Source organism: Erythrobacter sp. (assembly GCF_038133525.1).
In the GTDB taxonomy this organism is placed as follows: Bacteria; Pseudomonadota; Alphaproteobacteria; order Sphingomonadales; family Sphingomonadaceae; genus Qipengyuania.
The window spans coordinates 13,574-32,262 of sequence record NZ_JAYPTL010000040.1; the positions used below are offsets into that span (position 1 = coordinate 13,574).

Here is an 18,689-nt window from a genome sequence, read left to right on the forward strand (position 1 = left end):
TCCCCGGTCATTCGGGATGCGCGAGGAGAGCTCGCGCCGCCAAGGGGAGTTCAATCCACATGTTCCTTGACAGGATCAAGCCGCTCGACGCCATCCTGGCGACAGCGGAAAAGAAATCGCTACATCGTTCGCTCGGATGGTTCCAGCTGACCCTTATGGGGATCGGTTGTGTGATCGGAACGGGCATCTTCGTTTTGACCGCAGTGGGCGCGCAGAAGGCCGGACCTGGCCTGATGATCGCTTTCGCGATTGCAGGCCTCGTGTGTATCGTTGCCGCGCTCTGCTATGCAGAAATCGCTGCGATGATCCCGGTTGCAGGCAGTGCCTACACCTACAGCTATGCGACCATCGGCGAGTTCTTCGCCTGGACCGTGGGCTGGGCACTGATCATGGAATACGCGATCGCGGCGAGCGCTGTTTCGGTCGGCTGGTCGGGGTATTTCAGTGGCACCGTGCTCGGAGGGTTGGGAATTGATTTGCCTACCTGGTTGAGTGCCGGCCCACTCGCGCTGGGCGGCGTGGATGGTGGTTTCATCAACCTTCCTGCGCTGCTCATTGCGCTGCTTGTCACTGGCCTACTGGTGATCGGAACCAGCGAAAGCGCCAAGGTCAACGCGGTGCTGGTGGCGATCAAGGTCACTGCGCTCACGGCATTCGTCGCAATCACACTGACCAGCTCCGATTTTGATGCGAACCGTTTCAATCCCTTCCTCCCCGCCGGTATTTTCGGTGGTTGGGGCACGGGTGTCGGCGCGGTTGGCGCGGCGGCGACGATGTTCTTTGCCTATGTCGGCTTCGACGCTGTCTCGACCGCGGCTGAAGAAACCAAAGATCCACAAAAAAACGTGCCGATCGGCTTGGTCGGCTCGTTGCTGTTTTGCACTGTGTTCTACATCCTGGTTGCTGCCGGCGCGATCGGGACCATCGGTGGGCAGCCGATCCTCGATGCCATGGGCATTCCGCTGGAGGCCGGTTCGCCGGAACTCGCTCGCCAGTGCGCGATGCCCGAGTATGCGGATGCGCTGGTCTGTTCGAACGAGCCGTTGGCGCATGTCCTCAAGGTACTTGGCTTTACCGGCTTCGGAAATGCGATCGGCCTTGCGGCCTTCCTCGCCTTGCCGTCGGTTATCCTGGTACTGATTTTCGGCCAGACGCGTATCTTCTTCGTGATGAGCCGTGACGGCCTGCTGCCGGAGAGGCTCAGCCAGGTTCACCCGCGCTTCAAGACCCCGCACATCGTGACGATCATTACCGGCCTTGCCGTGGCTGTTGCGGCGGCGTTCTTCCCGGTTGGCCAGCTTGCCGACATTTCGAACGCTGGCACGCTTTACGCCTTCCTCATGGTAGCTGTGGCGGTGATGGTGCTGCGGGTGAAGGACCCGCAGCGTAAGCGCCACTTCAAGGTGCCGATGGTCTGGATCATTGCTCCTGCGACGATCATCGGCTGCGTGCTGTTGTTCTTCAACCTTCCGCTGGCTGCGATGCTGTTCCTGCCCGGTTGGGGTGTGCTTGGTTTGGTCGTCTACTTCGCTTACTCGCGCGGCAAGAGCCACCTTGGGCGCGGTATCGTCGAGGTGGTCGATGATGTAGCCGGAGAAGAAACCATGGTGCCGATCCACCCGTCTTCCGACGGCAACTGATCGGACTCTGATCGATTGAGGCCGCTCCTGTCGAGGGGCGGCCTTTTTCGTTGGCGGAGGGAATTGCGAATCACTCGAATATGGAACATAAAGTGAACATAGAGTTTACTTCCTATGTTTCGCAACGACCCTTCCTTGGCCCCTTTCATCCGCCTGACGGATGCTGCAGCACTCTCCGCGCAGCGCAACGCGCGTTGGCGCCCGGGAATGGCGCGAAAGGGAGAGGTGGCACTGCATAGCGAGCTGTTCGCCGCTTCGTGCGAAGCAGGCGGCGCAGCTGCCGCATTGGCACTGGCAATCGATGATTGGCGGCACACCCCGCGCGGAGAAGGACAGGAGGTTACGGATCGCCGTGGCGTACTGTGGGTGCAGACACGCGAGGCGGCCAGACTTGCCGGGCAACCTTATCGCGCGGGATTACCCAAGGATCTACGCGGCCGATTGATCCACGTACTGGCCAATAGAACGGAAGATGCGCTTTTCGCACTAGAGGAAGGGTTGCGCTGCCGCGACCTTGCTTTCGTCATTGGTGAAATTGCAGCTAATCCTCGCGCGCTCGACTTTACCGCTTCGCGGCGCCTCACACTGGCGATCGAGAAGCACGGCGTGCCACTGTTTCTTGTCCGCCTCGATGCCGAACGCGACCTGTCTTCGGCACGGATGCGGTGGGAGGTGGCTTCCGCCCCATCTGCCCCCCCGCGCTGGAATGCGCAGGCACCGGGTACGCCGCAGTGGCGGGCAGAGTTGTTTCGCGCGCGGAACCATGCACCCGGCGAATGGCTGTTGCACGAGATGGATGGCAAGCTGCAGGCGCTGCGCTCGCGAAAGGCAGACAATGATGCTGCGGGTATGAACTGGACCGCGGGGCTGCAGCGCAGGCGGCTGCTGCGAGGCGGATGAGTGCGTTGCAGGGTGAAGGGCGGTTGCACCGTCGCATCCTGGCCATCTGGCTCCCGGCACTAGCACTCGATCGTTGGCGTATGGTGATGGGGGCAGCGGGTAGGGCGCTCGATGCGGGGCCGCTGGTGCTGATTGCCGATACCGCGCACGGTCCCAGGATCGAGGCGGTCAACCGTGCAGGCGTGGCGGCGGGTGCACGGGTCGGCATGCGGTTGGCTGACGCGCGGACCGTGTGCCCCGAGATAGCCACCGCACCGAGTGATCCCGCGGGCGACCTTGCCTTCCTCGAACAACTCGCGCTGTGGGCGCAGCGTTGGGGGCCGTGGTCGGCGCTCGATCCACCTGACGGATTGCTGGTCGATGTGACCGCGGTGCCGCACCTGTTCGGTGGGGAGGAAAAGCTCCTGGCCGATGTCCGCGATGCTTTCGTGGAGCGCCAACTTGCTATGCGCGCCGCTATCGCGCCGACCGCCGGTGCAGCCTGGGCACTGGCGCATTTCGGTCCACCGGAGGCGATCGTCGAGGAACAGGTCGAGCGGGCGCTGGCTGACCTGCCCGTCGCGGCGCTGCGGCTTGATACGGATGTCGTCACCGTGCTGCGCCGGCTCGGTCTCAAGCGCATCGAGGATATCGCCACCATCGGTCGTGATGCGATCCAGCGGCGCTTCCGCAACCGCAAGTCGCCGGCGGCGAACCCGTTGATCCGGCTCGACCAGTTGCTTGGCCGCGTACCCGAACCGCTGTTGCCAGTGGTTCCGCAGCATATGCCGCTGGTCCAGCGCCGATTGATGGAACCAATCCGCCATCGTCAGTTGCTCGACCGGGTGGTGAGCGATCTTGCCGAGGACATGGCGCGCGAGTTGGAGGGCAGGGGGCTTGGCGCGCGCCGGCTTGAACTGGGCCTGTGGCGAGTCGATGGCGAAGTGGTGGTGCGTCAGCTGGAAATGGCCGCAGCTACCCGCGATCCGACGCATATCTGCCGCCTGTTCGCTGCGCGCCTCGACGATGTAGATGCAGGATTCGGGATCGAGATGCTGCGGTTTCGTGCCAGTTGGGCCGAACCCTTGGCCTTGGCGCAGGGCGATATCGAGACCGTTTCGGAAAGCTGCGGTACCAGCCTGGCAGCCTGTATCGATCGACTTACCGTCCGCCTTGGGCCAGATGCGGTTCGTCGCCCGGTACCTTTCGCCAGCCATTTGCCCGAACGCGCGCAGCGTTGGCAGCCGCCGCTGGAGCCGGAGCTGACATCACAAGAGGAACTGGTTTTCCACGAAAGGCCCTTGAAGCTGCTCGATCGGCCAGAGCTTATCGCGGTGCTCTACGCCACGCCCGATGGTTGCCCGCAGCGCTTCCGTTGGCGTGGTTCGGTGCATGAGGTTGCACGGGTTGCCGGGCCCGAGCGAATTGCGCCCGAGTGGTGGCGTGAGCGCGGTGCGACCAGGCTGCGTGACTATTATCGGATCGAGGATGATCGCGGACGACGATACTGGATCTATCGTCAGGGGATTATCGGCGACGGTCGCGGTGGAGCGCCCGACTGGTACCTGCAGGGGTTATACGCCTGAGCGCCACTCGCTCCCCGAAGTACGGCCCAAGCGGGCGCGTTTCTGCCCTAGCGGGATGTTCCCGTATTGCGCCACAGGCATCGAACTCTCCTCGACGCCATGTGCTGTTTCCTCCACCAGGTAGGTGGGGATCGGTTGCTCGAAATAGACCCCGCAGGCGCCGTCCTTGCGCCAGGCAATTCGGCAGAAGACTTCGTTCAGACCCCAGTCGAGCATTGCGTCGGCACCTTCGGGTGGCAAGCCCGGGCCGTCGAAACGAGCGCCCTTTTCAGACAGGTCGGTCAGCCGCCCATGATGGGTTCCCGCTGTCGTGCGCAGACTGGCAGGGCAATCGACCAGCCACCTGCGGACGCTACGCCTGTCTGTCTGGAAACTGTTCTCGATAGGGAGCGATGCCATGCAGGTCTTCCTTTTGCGGCAGCATCCCGCCGGAGGGTAAATTCTGCCTTTCGAATTTCGGTAAACAGACTGAAAGGCATGCACTTTTCAATGATGCTGGCGGAAATGTAATTTAGAACATATAAAGAACAAGTGCGATTCTGGTTGATCTTTGCCAAGCGCAGGGCGGCTGCAACGGGGACATGGTCTATATGGGCGGTGTGTTGACCCATGCCCGAGAACGATCTCCAGGCCCCAAGGCGAACGATCGACCTCGACCCGGATTCGATCGATCCGTTACCACGCGCGCCATACGTCGAACTGGGGGTGGTTTCCTGTTTCAGCTTCCTACGCGGGGCCTCCGATTCGGTCGATCTTGCCACGCGCGCACGTGAGCTGGGATACGATGCGGTCGGGATTGCCGATGCCAATACCATGGCGGGGGTCGTGCGGGTTCATGTCGAGGCAAAAACGCTTAAATTGAAGCCACTTATTGGCTGTAGGATAGAAACGGTCGAAGGGTTGGGTTTCCTCGCATACCCCACCGATCGGGCGGCCTATGGGCGAATATGTCAGCTGATCGCTGCCGGACGGATGGCAACACTCGATGGGGAATGGCAGGCCAAGGGGGCATGCGACATCTCACTCACCATGCTCGCAGAGCATGCCGAAAGTGTGCAGCTGATCCTGCTCCCACCACGTGATCTTGGTGCGAGCTTTACCATCGAGGTTGCGAGCAACGTCGTTCCTTTTCGCCCGTCGCATGAGCGTGCGAGCGACGAGGGAAAGGTGTCTGTCGATGGAACTCTGGCGGAAATACTCCCACACCTCACTCGCCAGCTCCCCATGCTGCGGCATCTCGCTGCGAGCTATCTCTATAGCGGTGACGATATTGCGCGGATCGAGACGCTAGATGCGCTGGCGAAGGCGAATGGCCTTGCCATCCTCGCCACCAATGACGTGCATTATGCGACACCCGACAAGCGCCCGCTGCAGGATGTGATGACCGCGATCCGGCACAAGACCACCGTCGCTGCGGCCGGCTACCTGCTCCACGGCAATGCCGAGCGCTATCTCAAGCCGCCTGCAACCATGGTCAAGCTGTTCGAGCGCTGGCCGCATGCGATCGCCGCTGCGCGCGCGGTGGCCGATGCCTGCACCTTCTCGCTCGACGAATTGCGTTACGAATATCCGGAAGAGCTTTACCCGGACGGTATGTCTCCGCAGGCTTTCCTCGAAAGCGAGACCTGGAAGGGGGCCCAATGGCGATATCCGGCCGGCGTGCCTGATAGCGTCGGGCAGACCTTGCAGCGTGAGCTTGCCTTGATCGGTAAGCTTGAACTGGCGCGCTACTTTCTCACCATCAAGGATATCGTCGATTATGCGCGCGGGGTCGACCCGCCGATCCTGTGCCAGGGGCGCGGCAGCGCGGCCAACTCGGCAGTGTGTTATTGTCTCGGCATTACCAGCGTCGATCCGGCCAAGCACGCGCTACTGTTCGACCGTTTCATCTCCGAAGAGCGCAAGGAGCCGCCCGATATCGATGTCGATTTCGAGCACGAGCGGCGCGAGGAGGTGATCCAGTATATCTATAGCAGATATGGCCGCCATCGCGCCGGGCTCTGCGCCACGGTGATCCACTATCGCCCGCGCATGGCGATCCGCGAGGTGGGCAAGGCGATGGGGCTTACAGAAGATGTCACTGCCGCGCTTGCCAAGACCGTATGGGGCGGATGGGGGCGCGAGATCAGCGAGAAGCATGCTGCTGAAACGGGTATGGACCTGGCCGATCCACACCTCCGACGGGTTCTCAAATTGACCAAGCAAATGGTTGGAATACCGCGTCATTTGTCGCAACACGTTGGTGGTTTCATTCTTACCGAAAGCGCGCTGACCGAAACCGTGCCGATTGGTAATGGCGCCATGCCCGAGCGTAGCTTCATTGAGTGGGACAAGGACGATATCGAGGCCCTGGGTATCCTCAAGGTCGATGTGCTCGCGCTTGGCATGCTCACCTGTATCCGCAAGTGCCTCGACCTGCTCGACGAGCACCATGGCCGCACGCTGACCCTTGCCACCGTTCCGCGCGAGGATCCTGAAACCTACGCCATGCTGCGCAAGGGGGACTCGCTCGGCGTGTTCCAGGTTGAAAGCCGCGCGCAGATGAACATGCTGCCGCGCCTGCGCCCGCGCGAGTTCTATGACCTCGTGATCCAGGTGGCGATCGTGCGCCCGGGTCCGATCCAGGGCGATATGGTCCACCCCTATTTGAAACGGCGACGCGGTGCCGAGCAGGTGGTGATCCCCGCGCCGGGCCCCGAACACGGCCCGCCTGATGAGCTTTCGAGTATCCTCGAGCGGACTCTGGGCGTACCGATCTTCCAGGAACAGGCGATGAAGATTGCGCTCGATGCGGCGTGTTTTTCGTCGCTGGAAGCGAACCGGCTGCGCAAGGCAATGGCGACCTTCCGCAGCCGCGGCATGGTCAGCGAACTGGAGGAATTGATGGTCGGCCGGATGGTCGCGCGCGGTTACGATCCGGATTTCTCACAGCGCTGTTTCAACCAGATCAAGGGTTTCGGGGAATATGGTTTCCCGGAGAGTCACGCGGCGAGCTTCGCCCATCTCGTCTACGTTTCGAGCTGGCTCAAGTGCCACTTCCCTGCGGCCTTCGCCTGTGCCCTGCTGAACTCGCAGCCGATGGGGTTCTATGCCCCGGCCCAGATCGTGCGCGACGCGCGCGAACATGGCGTCACGGTGCTTCCGGCTGACGTCAACCTGTCGCAGTGGGATTGTTCGCTTGAGAAGGTCGCGGGCGAGCGCCAGGGTGGGGCCGATAGCGATTGGTCTGACAGGCAGGTTGCACTGCGTCTTGGCCTGCGACAGGTCGATGGCCTGCCGGAAGCCGTAGCGGCACGGCTGATTGCCGAGCGGGAATCCAACGGGCCATACCACGACGTCACGGCGCTGAGGGATCGTGCCCGCATCGGCCCGGCGCATGTCGAACGGCTTGCCAGTGCCGATTGCTTCGGTTCGCTCAAGCTGTCGCGACGTCAGGCGCTGTGGGATGCGCGCAGCCTGATTGGCGGGATGGAGCTGCCATTGTTTGCCGCCGCCGCGGCGCGCGAGGAGGGCGCCGAGACGTCACGAACGCAGCTGCCGGCAATGCCGCTAAGCGAAGAGGTGGTAGCCGATTATCAGACCACGCGGTTGAGCCTGAAGGCGCACCCCATGGCTTTCTTACGTGCGAGCCTGGCCGAACGTGGTTTCGTGCGCGCCTGCGACCTGCGCAAGCGCAAGTTCCGCAGCATGGTCCATGTCGCGGGCGTGGTGCTGATCCGGCAGCGTCCCGGTTCGGCCAAGGGCGTGTGCTTCATCACGCTGGAAGACGAAACCGGAGTGGTCAATCTCGTCGTCTGGCCGGATCTCATGGAGAAGCAGCGCCGCGTTGTGATGGGCAGTCGACTGATAGAGGTCAGGGGGCGCGTAGAGTATGATGATGAAGTGATACACGTTATCGCACATCACATGCATGATGCGACGGATGCGCTCTACGGCCTGTCTGATAACATGCTCAACGCGCCGGTTGCCCGGGCCGATCATGTGAATTCACCACTGCCCGACAAGTCCAATCCGCGCGACAATCTCAAAGCGGGGGCCGATGATCCCTACCAACCGATCGAGCCGTGGCAGGAACCACCGCCCGGCAACCGTGATTGTGGTTGGCGTGGCGGGCACCCACGCGATGTGCGAATCATTCCCCCCAGTCGGGACTTCCACTAGAGCGCGCGCAATGATCGATCCTGAGAAGCTCGCCGCCTTCATGCTGGTGACAACCACGACCAGCCTCGTGCCCGGGCAGTCGATGCTGTTTGTCATGGGGCAGGCGCTCTGGCGTGGTACGCGGGCGGGCTACGTTGCGCTGCTGGGCATGCAGATCGGCTATCTGGTGTGGTGGGCCCTGGCTGCTTTCGGTCTTGGTACGCTGGCCAGGGCTTTTCCCATGGCCTTCAGGTTACTGGCAGTCTTGGGCATCGGCTACCTGGCATGGCTCGGTCTCAAAGCCATTCGTCACTCCTTCCACACGGATGAACATCGACAGGAGGCCGCGGGACAGGCGCCCGATGGCAATCCCTTCCGTGACGGGGTCGTAGTTGCGATCGGCAATCCGAAATCGCTGATCTATATGGTCGCACTGATCCCGCCTTTCATCGATGCTGCCCAACCGATCACCGGCCAAATCGTGACACTGGCGCTGGTCGCGCTGGTGCTCGATCTGCTGGTAGGTACGCTCTACATCCTCACCGGACGCAGCCTCGCGAAAACGATGGATAATCCCGCCATGCGGCGCTGGATCGATCGTGGAGTCGGGACCGCATTCCTGCTTATCGCCGGCCTGATATTGCTGGACCTGTTGACCACACCCGTGTGACAAGCACCAGACAAGGGCCTCGGGAGAGCTACGTGCGTACAATCACCCTGTTACTGGCTTCGGCCGTGCTGACCACTCCTGCGCTGGGCCGCGATAGCCCTGCGATCCCGGCCGCGATCTATACTGATCCTGCATCCGACAGTGAGCATCCTGCCCGCATGGAGACACTCCATATCCCGAGTGGCGGAGTGAACATCAACGGCATCGCCTATATCGCCGCAGGGCCGGGACCGCATCCAACCCTGGTCATCTGCCATGGCTGGCCGGGCAATGAGAAGAACCTCGACCTGGCGCAGGCCGTTCGGCGCGCTGGCTGGAATGCGGTGACATTCAACTATCGCGGGTCTTGGGGGAGCCCCGGATCGTTCCGTTTCGCCAATAATCCGCAGGATGCGGCTGCGGTGCTCGCCTATTTGCGCGACCCCGCGAATGCATCAGCGCTCGGCGTTGACCCGAAGCGCATGGCGATTGTCGGTCATTCGATGGGTGGATGGGTTGCCGCGATGACCGCCGGGCAGGATGGTGACTTGCTGGGCATGGGGCTGATCTCAGCGGCGAATATGGGTTGGGTCGGCCGCCTGGAGCCGGATGATTTGGCTCAACGCTCAGCCGGCAATGCGGAAACGCTTGCCGATACGACGCCAGAGCTGATGGCGGCGGAGCTCATCGCCAATCAGGAAGCCTTCGATTTTCTGCAATTCGCCCCGCAGCTTGCGCCGAAATCGAACCTTATCCTGAGCTCCGACGACGATCTTGCCTTCATGACCGATGCCTTGGTCGAGGCTATCCGCAAACAAGGCGGTACTCGTGTCGCGTCGATCCATGAGGCGACCGATCATAGTTGGTCGGGCAAGCGGATCACGCTGCAGACACACGTGCTCCGTTGGCTTGAAACACTGGAAACGCCAGGCAACTAGCCGGTCAGTTCACCTCAAGCGAATAACCCGCGCTGCGCACGGTGCGGATCGGGTCCTTTGCGCCTTCGATCTCGATGGCCTTGCGCAACCGCCGGATATGCACGTCGACCGTGCGCAGTTCGATATCGCTTTCGGTACCCCACACGCCGTCAAGCAGCTGCCCGCGGCTGAATACCCGGCCCGGACTTTCCATGAAGAACTTGAGCAGGCGGTATTCCGTCGGACCAAGCTGTAGTGCCCGGCCACGCCGCATCACCTTGTGCGCGACCGGATCCAGCGAGATATCGCCTACTTCGATCGTTTCACCCGCCAGGGCGGGGCGGATACGACGCATGACTGCAGAAACGCGCGCCAGCAGCTCACGCGGGCTGAATGGCTTGGTCAGGTAATCGTCAGCACCGGTTTCCAACCCGCGAATGCGATCATCCTCGGCTTCGCGCGCCGTGAGCATGATGATGGGGACGTGCGCGGTTTCCTTGTCCCGCCGCAGTCGACGGCATACCTCTATCCCGCTGGTTCCCTCGATCATCCAGTCGAGGATGACGAGATCGGGCGTGTCTTCGGAAGCCAGGATCAGCGCCTCGTCGCCATCAGCGGTGGCGCGGACCTGGTAGCCTTCATTGGCGAAGCGATATTCGAGCAGCTCCGAGAGGGCGGGATCGTCCTCTACGAGCAGTAGCTTGGCAGCGTGCAAATCCTTGCCTTCCCGAGATGAATTGGTTTCGGTCGGCACGGCTTTATGACCCTTCCGCTACAGTTTTATGTCAAGCATCCCCGTCAGGAGGATAGTGGCCGGTTGCGGCGAAATGCACCATCTCGGCCACGTTGGTTGCATGGTCGCCGATCCGCTCGAGGTTGCGGGCCACAAAGAGCAGTTGCGCCGCACTCGAAATAGTCGAAGGATTTTCCACCATATGGCTGACGAGATTGCGGAAAATCGAGTTGTAGAACGCGTCAACCTTCTCGTCTGCGGCAATCACCTCGCGCGCCAGTTCGGCATCACGCGCGGCATAGGCGGTCAGGACGTCGTGGACCATCTCACTCGCCACCTCGGCCATGGCCGGGAGTAGCGTAAGCGGTTCGAACTGCTTGCGGTGAGGGCCGATCTCGCGGCTCGCCTTGGCGATGTTCTTCGAATAGTCGCCAATGCGTTCGACCACGCCGGCAATCTTCAGCGCAGCGATAACTTCGCGAAGGTCATCGGCCATCGGCGCGCGCAATGCGATGATGCGCACCGCCAGCTTGTCGACTTCGCTTTCGAGTGCGTCGATCTTCTTGTCGCCCTTGACGACCTTCTTGGCCAGATCGTCGTCACCCTTGACCAGCGCATCGAGCGCTTCCTGGATCGCGGCTTCGGCAAGGCCGCCCATCTCCGCGATCAGGCCGCGAAGCCGGGTGATGTCCTCGTCGAATGCTTTGACCGTGTGTTCGTGCATGGATGCCATGACCTTACCCGTATCGACCCGTGATGTAATCCTGGGTGCGCTGCTCCAGTGGATTGGTGAATATGTCAGACGTACGCCCGTATTCTACCATCTTTCCGAGATGGAAGAAGGCAGTGCGTTGGCTCACGCGTGCGGCCTGCTGCATCGAGTGCGTGACGATGACGATAGCATAGCGGCCGTTGAGTTCGGCGATCAGTTCCTCGATCTTCGCGGTGGCGATCGGGTCGAGCGCCGAACAGGGCTCGTCCATCAGGATCACTTCGGGGTCGACCGCAATGGCGCGTGCGATGCACAGGCGCTGCTGCTGGCCACCCGACAGGGCGGTACCGCTGTCCTGCAGGCGATCCTTCACCTCTTCCCACAGGCCGGCGCGCTTGAGCGAGCGCTCAACTATCGCATCGAGTTCTTCCTTGCCTTCGGCCAGCCCATGGATCTTGGGCCCGTAGGCGATGTTTTCGTAGATCGACTTGGGGAAAGGGTTGGGCTTCTGGAACACCATGCCCACTCGCGCGCGCAGCTGCACGACATCCATCTTCGAGCGGTAGATATCATCGCCGTCGAGAGTGATCTCACCTTCCACCCGGGCGGAAGGGATCGTGTCGTTCATGCGGTTGAGCGTCCGCAGGAATGTCGACTTTCCGCAGCCCGAAGGGCCGATGAAGGCGGTGACATATTCGGTCGGGATATCGATCGAAACCTCGTCAATAGCCTTCTTGTCGCCGTAGAATACGGAGACGTCCCGCGCACGCATCTTGGCGTCGGTGGTTTCAAGGTTTTCGTGAACTACGGTCACCACTTTTTCTCGAACTTGTTGCGCAGGTAGATTGCGAGCCCGTTCATAACGAGCAGGAACAGCAATAGCACGATAATCGCCGCACTGGTGCGTTCCACGAAGCCGCGGTCGATTTCGTCAGACCACAGGAAGATCTGCACCGGCAGCACGGTAGCTGGCGATGTCAGTCCATCAGGCGGGGTCGCCACAAATGCGCGCATGCCGATCATCAGCAGCGGCGCGGTTTCGCCAAGCGCGCGGGCCATGCCGATGATCGTGCCGGTCAGAATGCCGGGCAGGGCGAGCGGCAGGACGTGGTGGAAGACGACCTGCACCGGTGAGGCACCGATCGCCAATGCGCCGTCGCGGATACTTGGCGGCACGGCCTTGATGGCGTTGCGGCCGGAAATGACGATAACCGGCATGGTCATCAGCGCCAGCGTCATGCCTCCGATGAGGGGGGCAGAGCGGTAGCTGGGGAAAAGCGTCAGGAAGACAGCCAGACCCAGCAGGCCGAAAATGATCGACGGAACTGCGGCCAGGTTATTGATCGAAACCTCGATCAGGTCGGTCCAGCGGTTCCGCGGCGCGTATTCCTCGAGGTAGAGAGCGGCCAGCACGCCGATCGGGAAGGCCATCAGCAAGGTGACGAGCATGGTCAGCATCGAGCCCTTGAGCGCGCCCCAGATACCGACTTGCTGCGGGTTGGTGGCGTCAGACCGTCCCAGAAAGCCGGGGTCGAAATTCTTCGCCAGCTTGCCTTCGTCATTCAGCTTTTGCGCCAGGGCCTGCATTTCTGCAGACCCTTCGCCCGAATAGCCTGAGGCAAGATCGGCAGAGGTCGGCAGTGAGAAGGTGACGGTTTCGCGCAGGATTGATGGATCTGCGATGATCGCCGCGGCGACATCGCGCCACGCATCGGGGCCTATTTCGGCCGCCGCTTCCTCACCCAAGGCCTGGCTAGCATAGAAAGAAACCACCTCCGGCAGACCCTGTGCCTGCAAGGAGTTTACCGCCCCCGGTTGCGCCATCATCGTCGGATCGGCAGCGATTCCGGCCTGGGTAAAGTCGATCGGCACGTCCATTTCGACGCGTTGGAATCCGCCGATACCGTTCAGCGTCATCGTCGCCAGCAGGAACAGCAGCACAGCAACGGAAAACAGGATTGCTCCAAGGCCGATTGCCTTGAAGCGCCGCTCTGCCGCGTAGCGTTTTTGCAGTCGCGCTTCGAAGGAAGCGGTGCGGGTCGGGGCGACACGCTCATTCATAAGCTTCGCGGAACCTTTTCACGACGCGCAGGGCGACGAAATTGAGACCGAGCGTCACCATGAACAGCACGAAGCCCAGGGCAAAGGCGCTCAGGGTCGCCGGGTGGTCGAAGCTGCCTTCGCCGGTGAGCATGGCGACAATCTGGACGGTGACAGTGGTCATTGCCTCTAGCGGGTTGGCGGTCAGGTTCGCCGCAGTCGAAGCGGCCATCACCACGATCATGGTTTCGCCGATCGCACGGCTGATGGCCAGCATGATGCCTGCGACGATACCGGGCAGGGCGGCAGGTACGAGCACGCGACGGATGGTTTCGCTGGTGGTTGCACCCATCGCCAGGCTGCCGTCGCGCATGGCCTGCGGCACCGCCGCGATCGAATCGTCCGCCATCGAGGAAACGAAAGGAATGATCATCACACCCATGACGAGACCTGCGGCGAGCGCGCTTTCGCTCGAAGGGTTCGAAACCCCCACCGCCAGCGCCATGTCACGAATCGCAGGGGCAATGGTGAGCGCCGCGAAGTATCCGTAAACCACCGTGGGTACGCCGGCGAGAATCTCGAGCGCCGGCTTGATCCATGCACGAAGCCGTGGGGCTGCATACTGGGTCAGATAGATCGCGCTCATCAGGCCCAGCGGGATTGCGACGATCATTGCAATGATCGCCCCGATGAAAATGGTCCCCCAGAACAGCGGGATGGCGCCGTAGCGACTACCGTCGACCGCTGCGGCGCGTGCCATGGGATCGGGTCCCCAGTGTGTCCCGAAGAGGAAGTCGATCGGCGAAACCATGCCGAAGAAGCGCACGGTTTCGAAGACCAGGCTGGCCAGAATGCCGAGCGTGGTCAGGATTGCGACCAGGGAAGCGCCGAGCAGGATCGCCATGACGATACGCTCAACCTTGGTTCGCGCCGCGAAGTCAGGCTTCAGGCGCAGGAAGGCCCAGGCCCCGCCGAGGAAGGCAATCACCAAGGTCGCGGCGATGCCGATGCTGCCGTAAAAGGAAATCGCATCCCGATAAGGCTGGATCAGTACGGTCGCCTTGGGATTGAACACCGCCGGAGCGGTGCCCGTCGCCACGTTGCGAGCTTCGTTGAGGAGTGCATCGCGCTGGAATCCGAATGCGGGCAGTTCGGCCGCAGCCGGATCGGCGAGCACGGACTGGGTGATCAGTCCCGGAGAAACAGCCGACCAAAGGGCGATGAAGGCCAGGACAGGCAGTGTCACCCAGAGGGCGACATACCACGCATGGTAGGTCGGCAGGCTGGAAATACGCCCATCAGGGCTGGCGCGTCGGAAGGTCCAGGCACGCGCGCGGGCCGCCAACCATCCGGCAAGCCCAAGGCCGATGGCCAGGAGAAGCAAGATGGTTGGCGACATGCGTTATACGATACCTTACTTGAGCTGCGAGCCGTCGAGCAGGGTGTACTCGGTGGCCGCCTTGGTGCTGGCCGCCATAACGTCATCCGGCGATGCTACAAGCCCATGCTTGGCCAACGGGCCATCCTTTGCCCACATCTTGGTCCAGGCAACGAGGTATTCCTTGAGGCCGGGGACGGCATCGAGGTGGTTCTTCTTGACGTACATGAACAGCGGGCGCGCACCGGGGTAGGTGAAGCTGGCGATGTTGTCATAGGTCGGCTCGACGCCATTGACCGTCAGGCCCTGCAGCTTGTCGAGGTTCTCTTCGAGATACGAATAGCCGAAGATGCCGACGGCATTCATGTTGCCTTCGATCTTCTGCACGATCAGGTTGTCCTGCTCGCCCTGGTCGACATAGGCGCCATCCGAACGGACTTCGGTGCAGATCTTCTTGAATTCGTCTTCGTTGGTTTCCTTGAGCGCCTTGGTCGCTTCGTCGGTCTTGCAACCGGCTTCGAGGATCAGTTCCTTGAGCGCGTCGCGCGTGCCCGAGGTGGACGGCGGGCCATAGACGAGGATCGGGGTGGCCGGCAGCGAGGCATCGACATCCTGCCAGGTCTTGGCGGTCTGATCCTTGCCATAGGGCTTGGCGGCCAGGGCTTCGTAAATGATCTTCGGGGTTAGGTTCATGGTGATCCCACCCTTGGCCGAAGCAAGTGCGATCCCATCCAGGCCGACCTGAACTTCGACGATGTCGGTCACGCCGTTCGTCTTGCAGGTTTCGAATTCGCTGGCCTTCATGCGGCGCGAAGCGTTGGCGATGTCGGGGGTCTCGAAGCCTTCGCCCTTGCAGAACGCTTCGATACCGGCGCCCGAGCCGATCGATTCGATGATCGGTGCCTTGAAGTCGGGGTTGTCACGGCTGAACGCTTCGGCAACGGCCTTGGCGAAAGGATAGACGGTCGACGAACCGGCAGCGCGGATCGAATCACGGGTTGCCGTGCTGGCGCCATTTCCGCCGCAAGCGGCGAGGGCGGCAGCCGAGACGGCGGCGAAAATGAGGGACTTGGTCTTCATGATGATAAGCCTCTTCGTTGATAGCTAGCGGCGCAAGAGCGCCTCAATGTTACATGGTTGCGACACGCGTATGACTTTCGATGGTAGGAGGCAAAATCGCCTCCCACCATCGTAGCCATCAGAAGTCGATCTGTGCGCGCAGGCCGAAGGCATCCACGGTGTAGGATGTGTCGCCGCCGGCGGCTGCGTAGACGGCATCGTCGTACTTGAGCGCGCCATAGTTGAGCGCGAACAGGGTGTAGGCCGTCGGCTTCCACACCAGCGACGCGAGGAAGGCATCCTGCTTGCCGCCAAGGATACCGGCGTCGTTGAGGTCGAGGAAGTCGTAGCGCAGGTTGAACTGGATCGAACCGATACCGCCGCTACCCACCGGATTGGCCGGCTTGGTACGATCGAACTTGCCGCTCTTGTAGCCGCGCGTATCGCCCTTGGTCAGGTAGATACCGGCTTCGGCATAGCCACCGAAGAAGGTCGGGTCTGCACCTGCACCGGGCGTGTTCACCTTCTGCCAATAGCCTTCGGCAGCAGCATGGAATGGCCCGGAAATCACTGCACCTTCAACACCCAGGCCGAATTCGCTGTCGGCCGCGAGGTTGCCGGTGTTGATGAAGCGTTCAGAGGTGAAATGCACCAACGGACGCTGGCGATAGCGCACGGTACCGGTCGGCTCGTCGATGTTGTTGTAGTGGATCGAGCCACCCAGATGGAACTGGGTCTTGCCCGACTTCGGCATCAGAACGAAGCGAGCATCCGCACCGCGATTCTTGCTTTCGGTATCGGCAACGTTGTCGGTGAACAGGCCGGCTTGCGCCAGGACGATACCTTTCTTGTATGTAGCCGAGGCACCGATGCGACGCTCGAAGCCGAAGGCATCGGTGAAGGCCGCACGTTCGATGAAGGTCGTGTGCAGGCTGCTGGTCAGTTCTTCCAGCGACTGGAAATTGTTCTGGTGGCCGACGATGATTTCCAACGGACCATCGCTGTAGGAGAGGAAGGCATCGGCTGCCTCGACCTCATTACCGGCGAAGTCGAGTTCGAACTTGTAGCCGAAACCGCCCGGGATATCGCCTTCCACGCCCAGGCGGGCACGGCGGGCCTCATTGCCGAAACCGTCTTCGCGGCCGGTCGATTCGGGTGCGCTGGTGAAGCCGACGTCGTACATCAGTCGACCGCGCGGCTTGAAGCTCCAGCCACCTTCGCCTTCCAGCTGGGGTGCGCCTTTCCACGAAATCTTCGTGGTCGATTCCTTCGGAGCGGGGATTGCGGCAACCGCTGCTGCCTGAGCTGCAATGTTGGCATCCTGTGCCTCGTTTGCTGCCTTGGCTGCAGCCAGTTCGCCTTCAAGCTGATCGATTCGCGCGTTCATTGCGCTGAGCTGGGCGCGCATGGCGGAGAGCTCTTCCGCCGAGACCGTTACGGACTGGGCATAGAGCGGGGTGGCCATGGTGCAGCTTAGTGCGGCAGCCGCCACGGTAAGACGATACTTGCGGGTCATTCCGAATCCTTTTCGGGGAGGTGACGTTTCGGCGACGCGTCTATGACCGGCAAATTACAGTTCTGTGACAGGATGTGAGCGAACGGATGCAGCCTGTGGACAGGCTGTGGAAAGCGTAGCTCAATCGTCCGTTTGTTCGGCTGGAACGGCCTCTTCGAGAGGCAGGGTGACGATCACTCGCGTACCTTCCCCCACCGTGCTTTCGATATCGAGGCGGCCACGGTGCCGTTCGACGATGTGCTTGACGATCGCCAGGCCCAAGCCGGTTCCCCCAGACGCCCGGCTGCGGCCAGGGTCGGTGCGATAAAAACGGCGCGTCAGATGAGGAAGGTGTTCCGGCGGGATACCTTCTCCACGGTCGCTCACCGTCAGGCGGACCCGGCTCTTACCGCGCGGGATCAAGCGAATGGTGATTGGTTTTCCTGTCGCACCATATTTGAAGCCGTTGTCGACCAGGTTGCGCACCAGCTGTTCCAGTTGTTGCGGATCGCCACGGACGGTGAATGATCCGGCGCTCTCTATGTCGAGCATGTCCTGACGCTCATTTCCGGCCGCATCGCGTGCGGCACGCTCGACCAAAGCAACGAGGTCGACCGATTGAACCGGAAGATCGTGCTTCTCCGCCTCGATCCGCGATAGCGACATCAGATCGCTAACAAGGTCTTGCAGGCGCCGGGCTTCGCGGTGGATGGTGCCCAGAAACCGTTCGGCCATGGAACTGTCCAGCGAGGTTGGGTCTTCACGCAATGTTTCGACGTAGCCAATGATCGCCGCAAGCGGAGTGCGCAGTTCGTGACTGGCATTGGCCACAAAGTCCGTGTGGGCGCGAGCTATGTCCGCCTCTGCAGTCTTGTTCACAAACTCAATGACCGAAAGATTATCGTCGAGTGATTTGCGGTTTATTCGCCAGATATCGTTTCGGCGGGCGATGCCGCGGATAATGGCGCCGCCATCGCCGCCTTGCTCGATCAATCGGACAGCTTCGGGCTGACGCAAAGCCATGCGTACATCCTGGCCGATGATGTGCGTGCCGAGCAGGCCGCGTGCCGCGTGGTTTGCGATGATAACTCTGTCGCGGTCGGTAATTACCACCGGGGCTTCGGAGTGTTCGAACAAGTCGCGCATCGAGTCGCGTGAAAAGCTGCCGTTGGAGCTACGACGTTCGGGGGCAGGCGGTGGTGTAGCGACCAACCACAATGAGCCGGTCCACAAGAGCAGCACCGCGAGGGCCATGACGACATCCAGCCCAGAGATCATCAGCGCAAGGCTGCCGATCAGCGCCAAGGCGAATCCGGACCAGGGGAATGGGCGCCTATTCATCGCGGCGCGGCTTAGCCGTGCAGGCGCCGGTGTGCCAACGGTAATCAGATCGCTGTCATGATTGGCTGGTGACCCCTACGGGAATCGAACCCGTGTTTCAGCCGTGAGAGGGCCGCGTCC

At 61.6% G+C, this 18,689-nt stretch carries 15 protein-coding genes; 6 read left to right on the top strand and 9 right to left on the bottom strand.

Translation table 11 applies throughout. From position 1 onward, the window contains the following. The first annotated feature begins 59 nt into the window (after positions 1–59). The 3 genes from AAFM29_RS11415 to AAFM29_RS11425 all read left to right on the top strand — a co-directional run bounded on the left by AAFM29_RS11415 (position 60) and on the right by AAFM29_RS11425 (position 4,105). Complete coding sequence (locus AAFM29_RS11415) at positions 60–1,640, top strand: amino acid permease (protein ID WP_341712924.1); 1,581 nt, start codon at positions 60–62, stop codon at positions 1,638–1,640. A gap of 207 nt (positions 1,641–1,847) precedes the next feature. Next, positions 1,848–2,540, top strand: a complete 693-nt coding sequence (locus tag AAFM29_RS11420) for a hypothetical protein (RefSeq protein WP_341712935.1) — start codon at positions 1,848–1,850, stop codon at positions 2,538–2,540. After that, positions 2,537–4,105, top strand: coding sequence for a DUF6504 family protein (locus tag AAFM29_RS11425; protein WP_341712925.1), 1,569 nt, complete (start codon positions 2,537–2,539; stop codon positions 4,103–4,105). The genes AAFM29_RS11420 and AAFM29_RS11425 overlap by 4 nt, the downstream gene beginning before the upstream one ends. Here the strand turns inward: AAFM29_RS11425 and AAFM29_RS11430 are convergent. Further along, complete coding sequence (locus tag AAFM29_RS11430) at positions 4,094–4,504, bottom strand: PilZ domain-containing protein (RefSeq protein WP_341712926.1); 411 nt, start codon at positions 4,502–4,504, stop codon at positions 4,094–4,096. The two genes, AAFM29_RS11425 and AAFM29_RS11430, sit on opposite strands and share 12 nt — an antisense overlap. 210 nt (positions 4,505–4,714) lie before the next feature. Here AAFM29_RS11430 and AAFM29_RS11435 point away from each other — a divergent pair, with 210 nt between their 5' ends. Genes AAFM29_RS11435 through AAFM29_RS11445 form a run of 3 tightly spaced genes read left to right on the top strand, consistent with a single transcriptional unit; the run spans position 4,715 to position 9,832 of the window. Beyond that, positions 4,715–8,266 (top strand): error-prone DNA polymerase, encoded by a 3,552-nt coding sequence (locus AAFM29_RS11435; protein WP_341712927.1) that lies wholly within the window; start codon positions 4,715–4,717, stop codon positions 8,264–8,266. Positions 8,267–8,276: 10 nt separating this feature from the next. Beyond that, a complete protein-coding gene (locus AAFM29_RS11440; protein ID WP_341712928.1) occupies positions 8,277–8,915 on the top strand; it encodes a LysE family translocator in 639 nt (212 codons plus the stop codon). Positions 8,916–8,947: 32 nt separating this feature from the next. Beyond that, positions 8,948–9,832, top strand: coding sequence for an alpha/beta fold hydrolase (locus AAFM29_RS11445; protein ID WP_341712929.1), 885 nt, complete (start codon positions 8,948–8,950; stop codon positions 9,830–9,832). Positions 9,833–9,836: 4 nt separating this feature from the next. On the opposite strand, the gene phoB is transcribed toward AAFM29_RS11445, so the two are convergent. The 8 genes from phoB to AAFM29_RS11485 all read right to left on the bottom strand — a co-directional run bounded on the left by phoB (position 9,837) and on the right by AAFM29_RS11485 (position 18,569). Beyond that, positions 9,837–10,526, bottom strand: a complete 690-nt coding sequence (phoB, locus tag AAFM29_RS11450) for a phosphate regulon transcriptional regulator PhoB (RefSeq protein ID WP_341712936.1) — start codon at positions 10,524–10,526, stop codon at positions 9,837–9,839. Positions 10,527–10,596: 70 nt separating this feature from the next. After that, positions 10,597–11,268, bottom strand: coding sequence for a phosphate signaling complex protein PhoU (gene phoU, locus AAFM29_RS11455; RefSeq protein WP_341712937.1), 672 nt, complete (start codon positions 11,266–11,268; stop codon positions 10,597–10,599). A gap of 13 nt (positions 11,269–11,281) precedes the next feature. Beyond that, on the bottom strand, positions 11,282–12,028 hold the full coding sequence (gene pstB / locus AAFM29_RS11460; protein ID WP_234030312.1) for a phosphate ABC transporter ATP-binding protein PstB: 747 nt from the start codon (positions 12,026–12,028) through the stop codon (positions 11,282–11,284). A gap of 38 nt (positions 12,029–12,066) precedes the next feature. After that, the gene (gene pstA / locus AAFM29_RS11465; protein WP_341712930.1) at positions 12,067–13,317 is read right to left on the bottom strand and encodes a phosphate ABC transporter permease PstA; all 1,251 of its coding nucleotides are present in this window, start codon (positions 13,315–13,317) and stop codon (positions 12,067–12,069) included. Then, positions 13,310–14,695 (bottom strand): phosphate ABC transporter permease subunit PstC, encoded by a 1,386-nt coding sequence (gene pstC / locus AAFM29_RS11470; RefSeq protein WP_341712931.1) that lies wholly within the window; start codon positions 14,693–14,695, stop codon positions 13,310–13,312. The genes pstA and pstC overlap by 8 nt, the downstream gene beginning before the upstream one ends. 15 nt (positions 14,696–14,710) lie before the next feature. Beyond that, positions 14,711–15,754, bottom strand: coding sequence for a substrate-binding domain-containing protein (locus AAFM29_RS11475; protein ID WP_341712932.1), 1,044 nt, complete (start codon positions 15,752–15,754; stop codon positions 14,711–14,713). Between the two features lie 118 nt (positions 15,755–15,872). Continuing rightward, entirely contained in the window at positions 15,873–17,249 is a 1,377-nt protein-coding gene (locus AAFM29_RS11480) for a porin (protein WP_341712933.1), read from the bottom strand. Positions 17,250–17,369: 120 nt separating this feature from the next. Further along, the gene (locus AAFM29_RS11485) at positions 17,370–18,569 is read right to left on the bottom strand and encodes an ATP-binding protein (RefSeq protein WP_341712934.1); all 1,200 of its coding nucleotides are present in this window, start codon (positions 18,567–18,569) and stop codon (positions 17,370–17,372) included. Positions 18,570–18,689 lie beyond the last annotated feature (120 nt).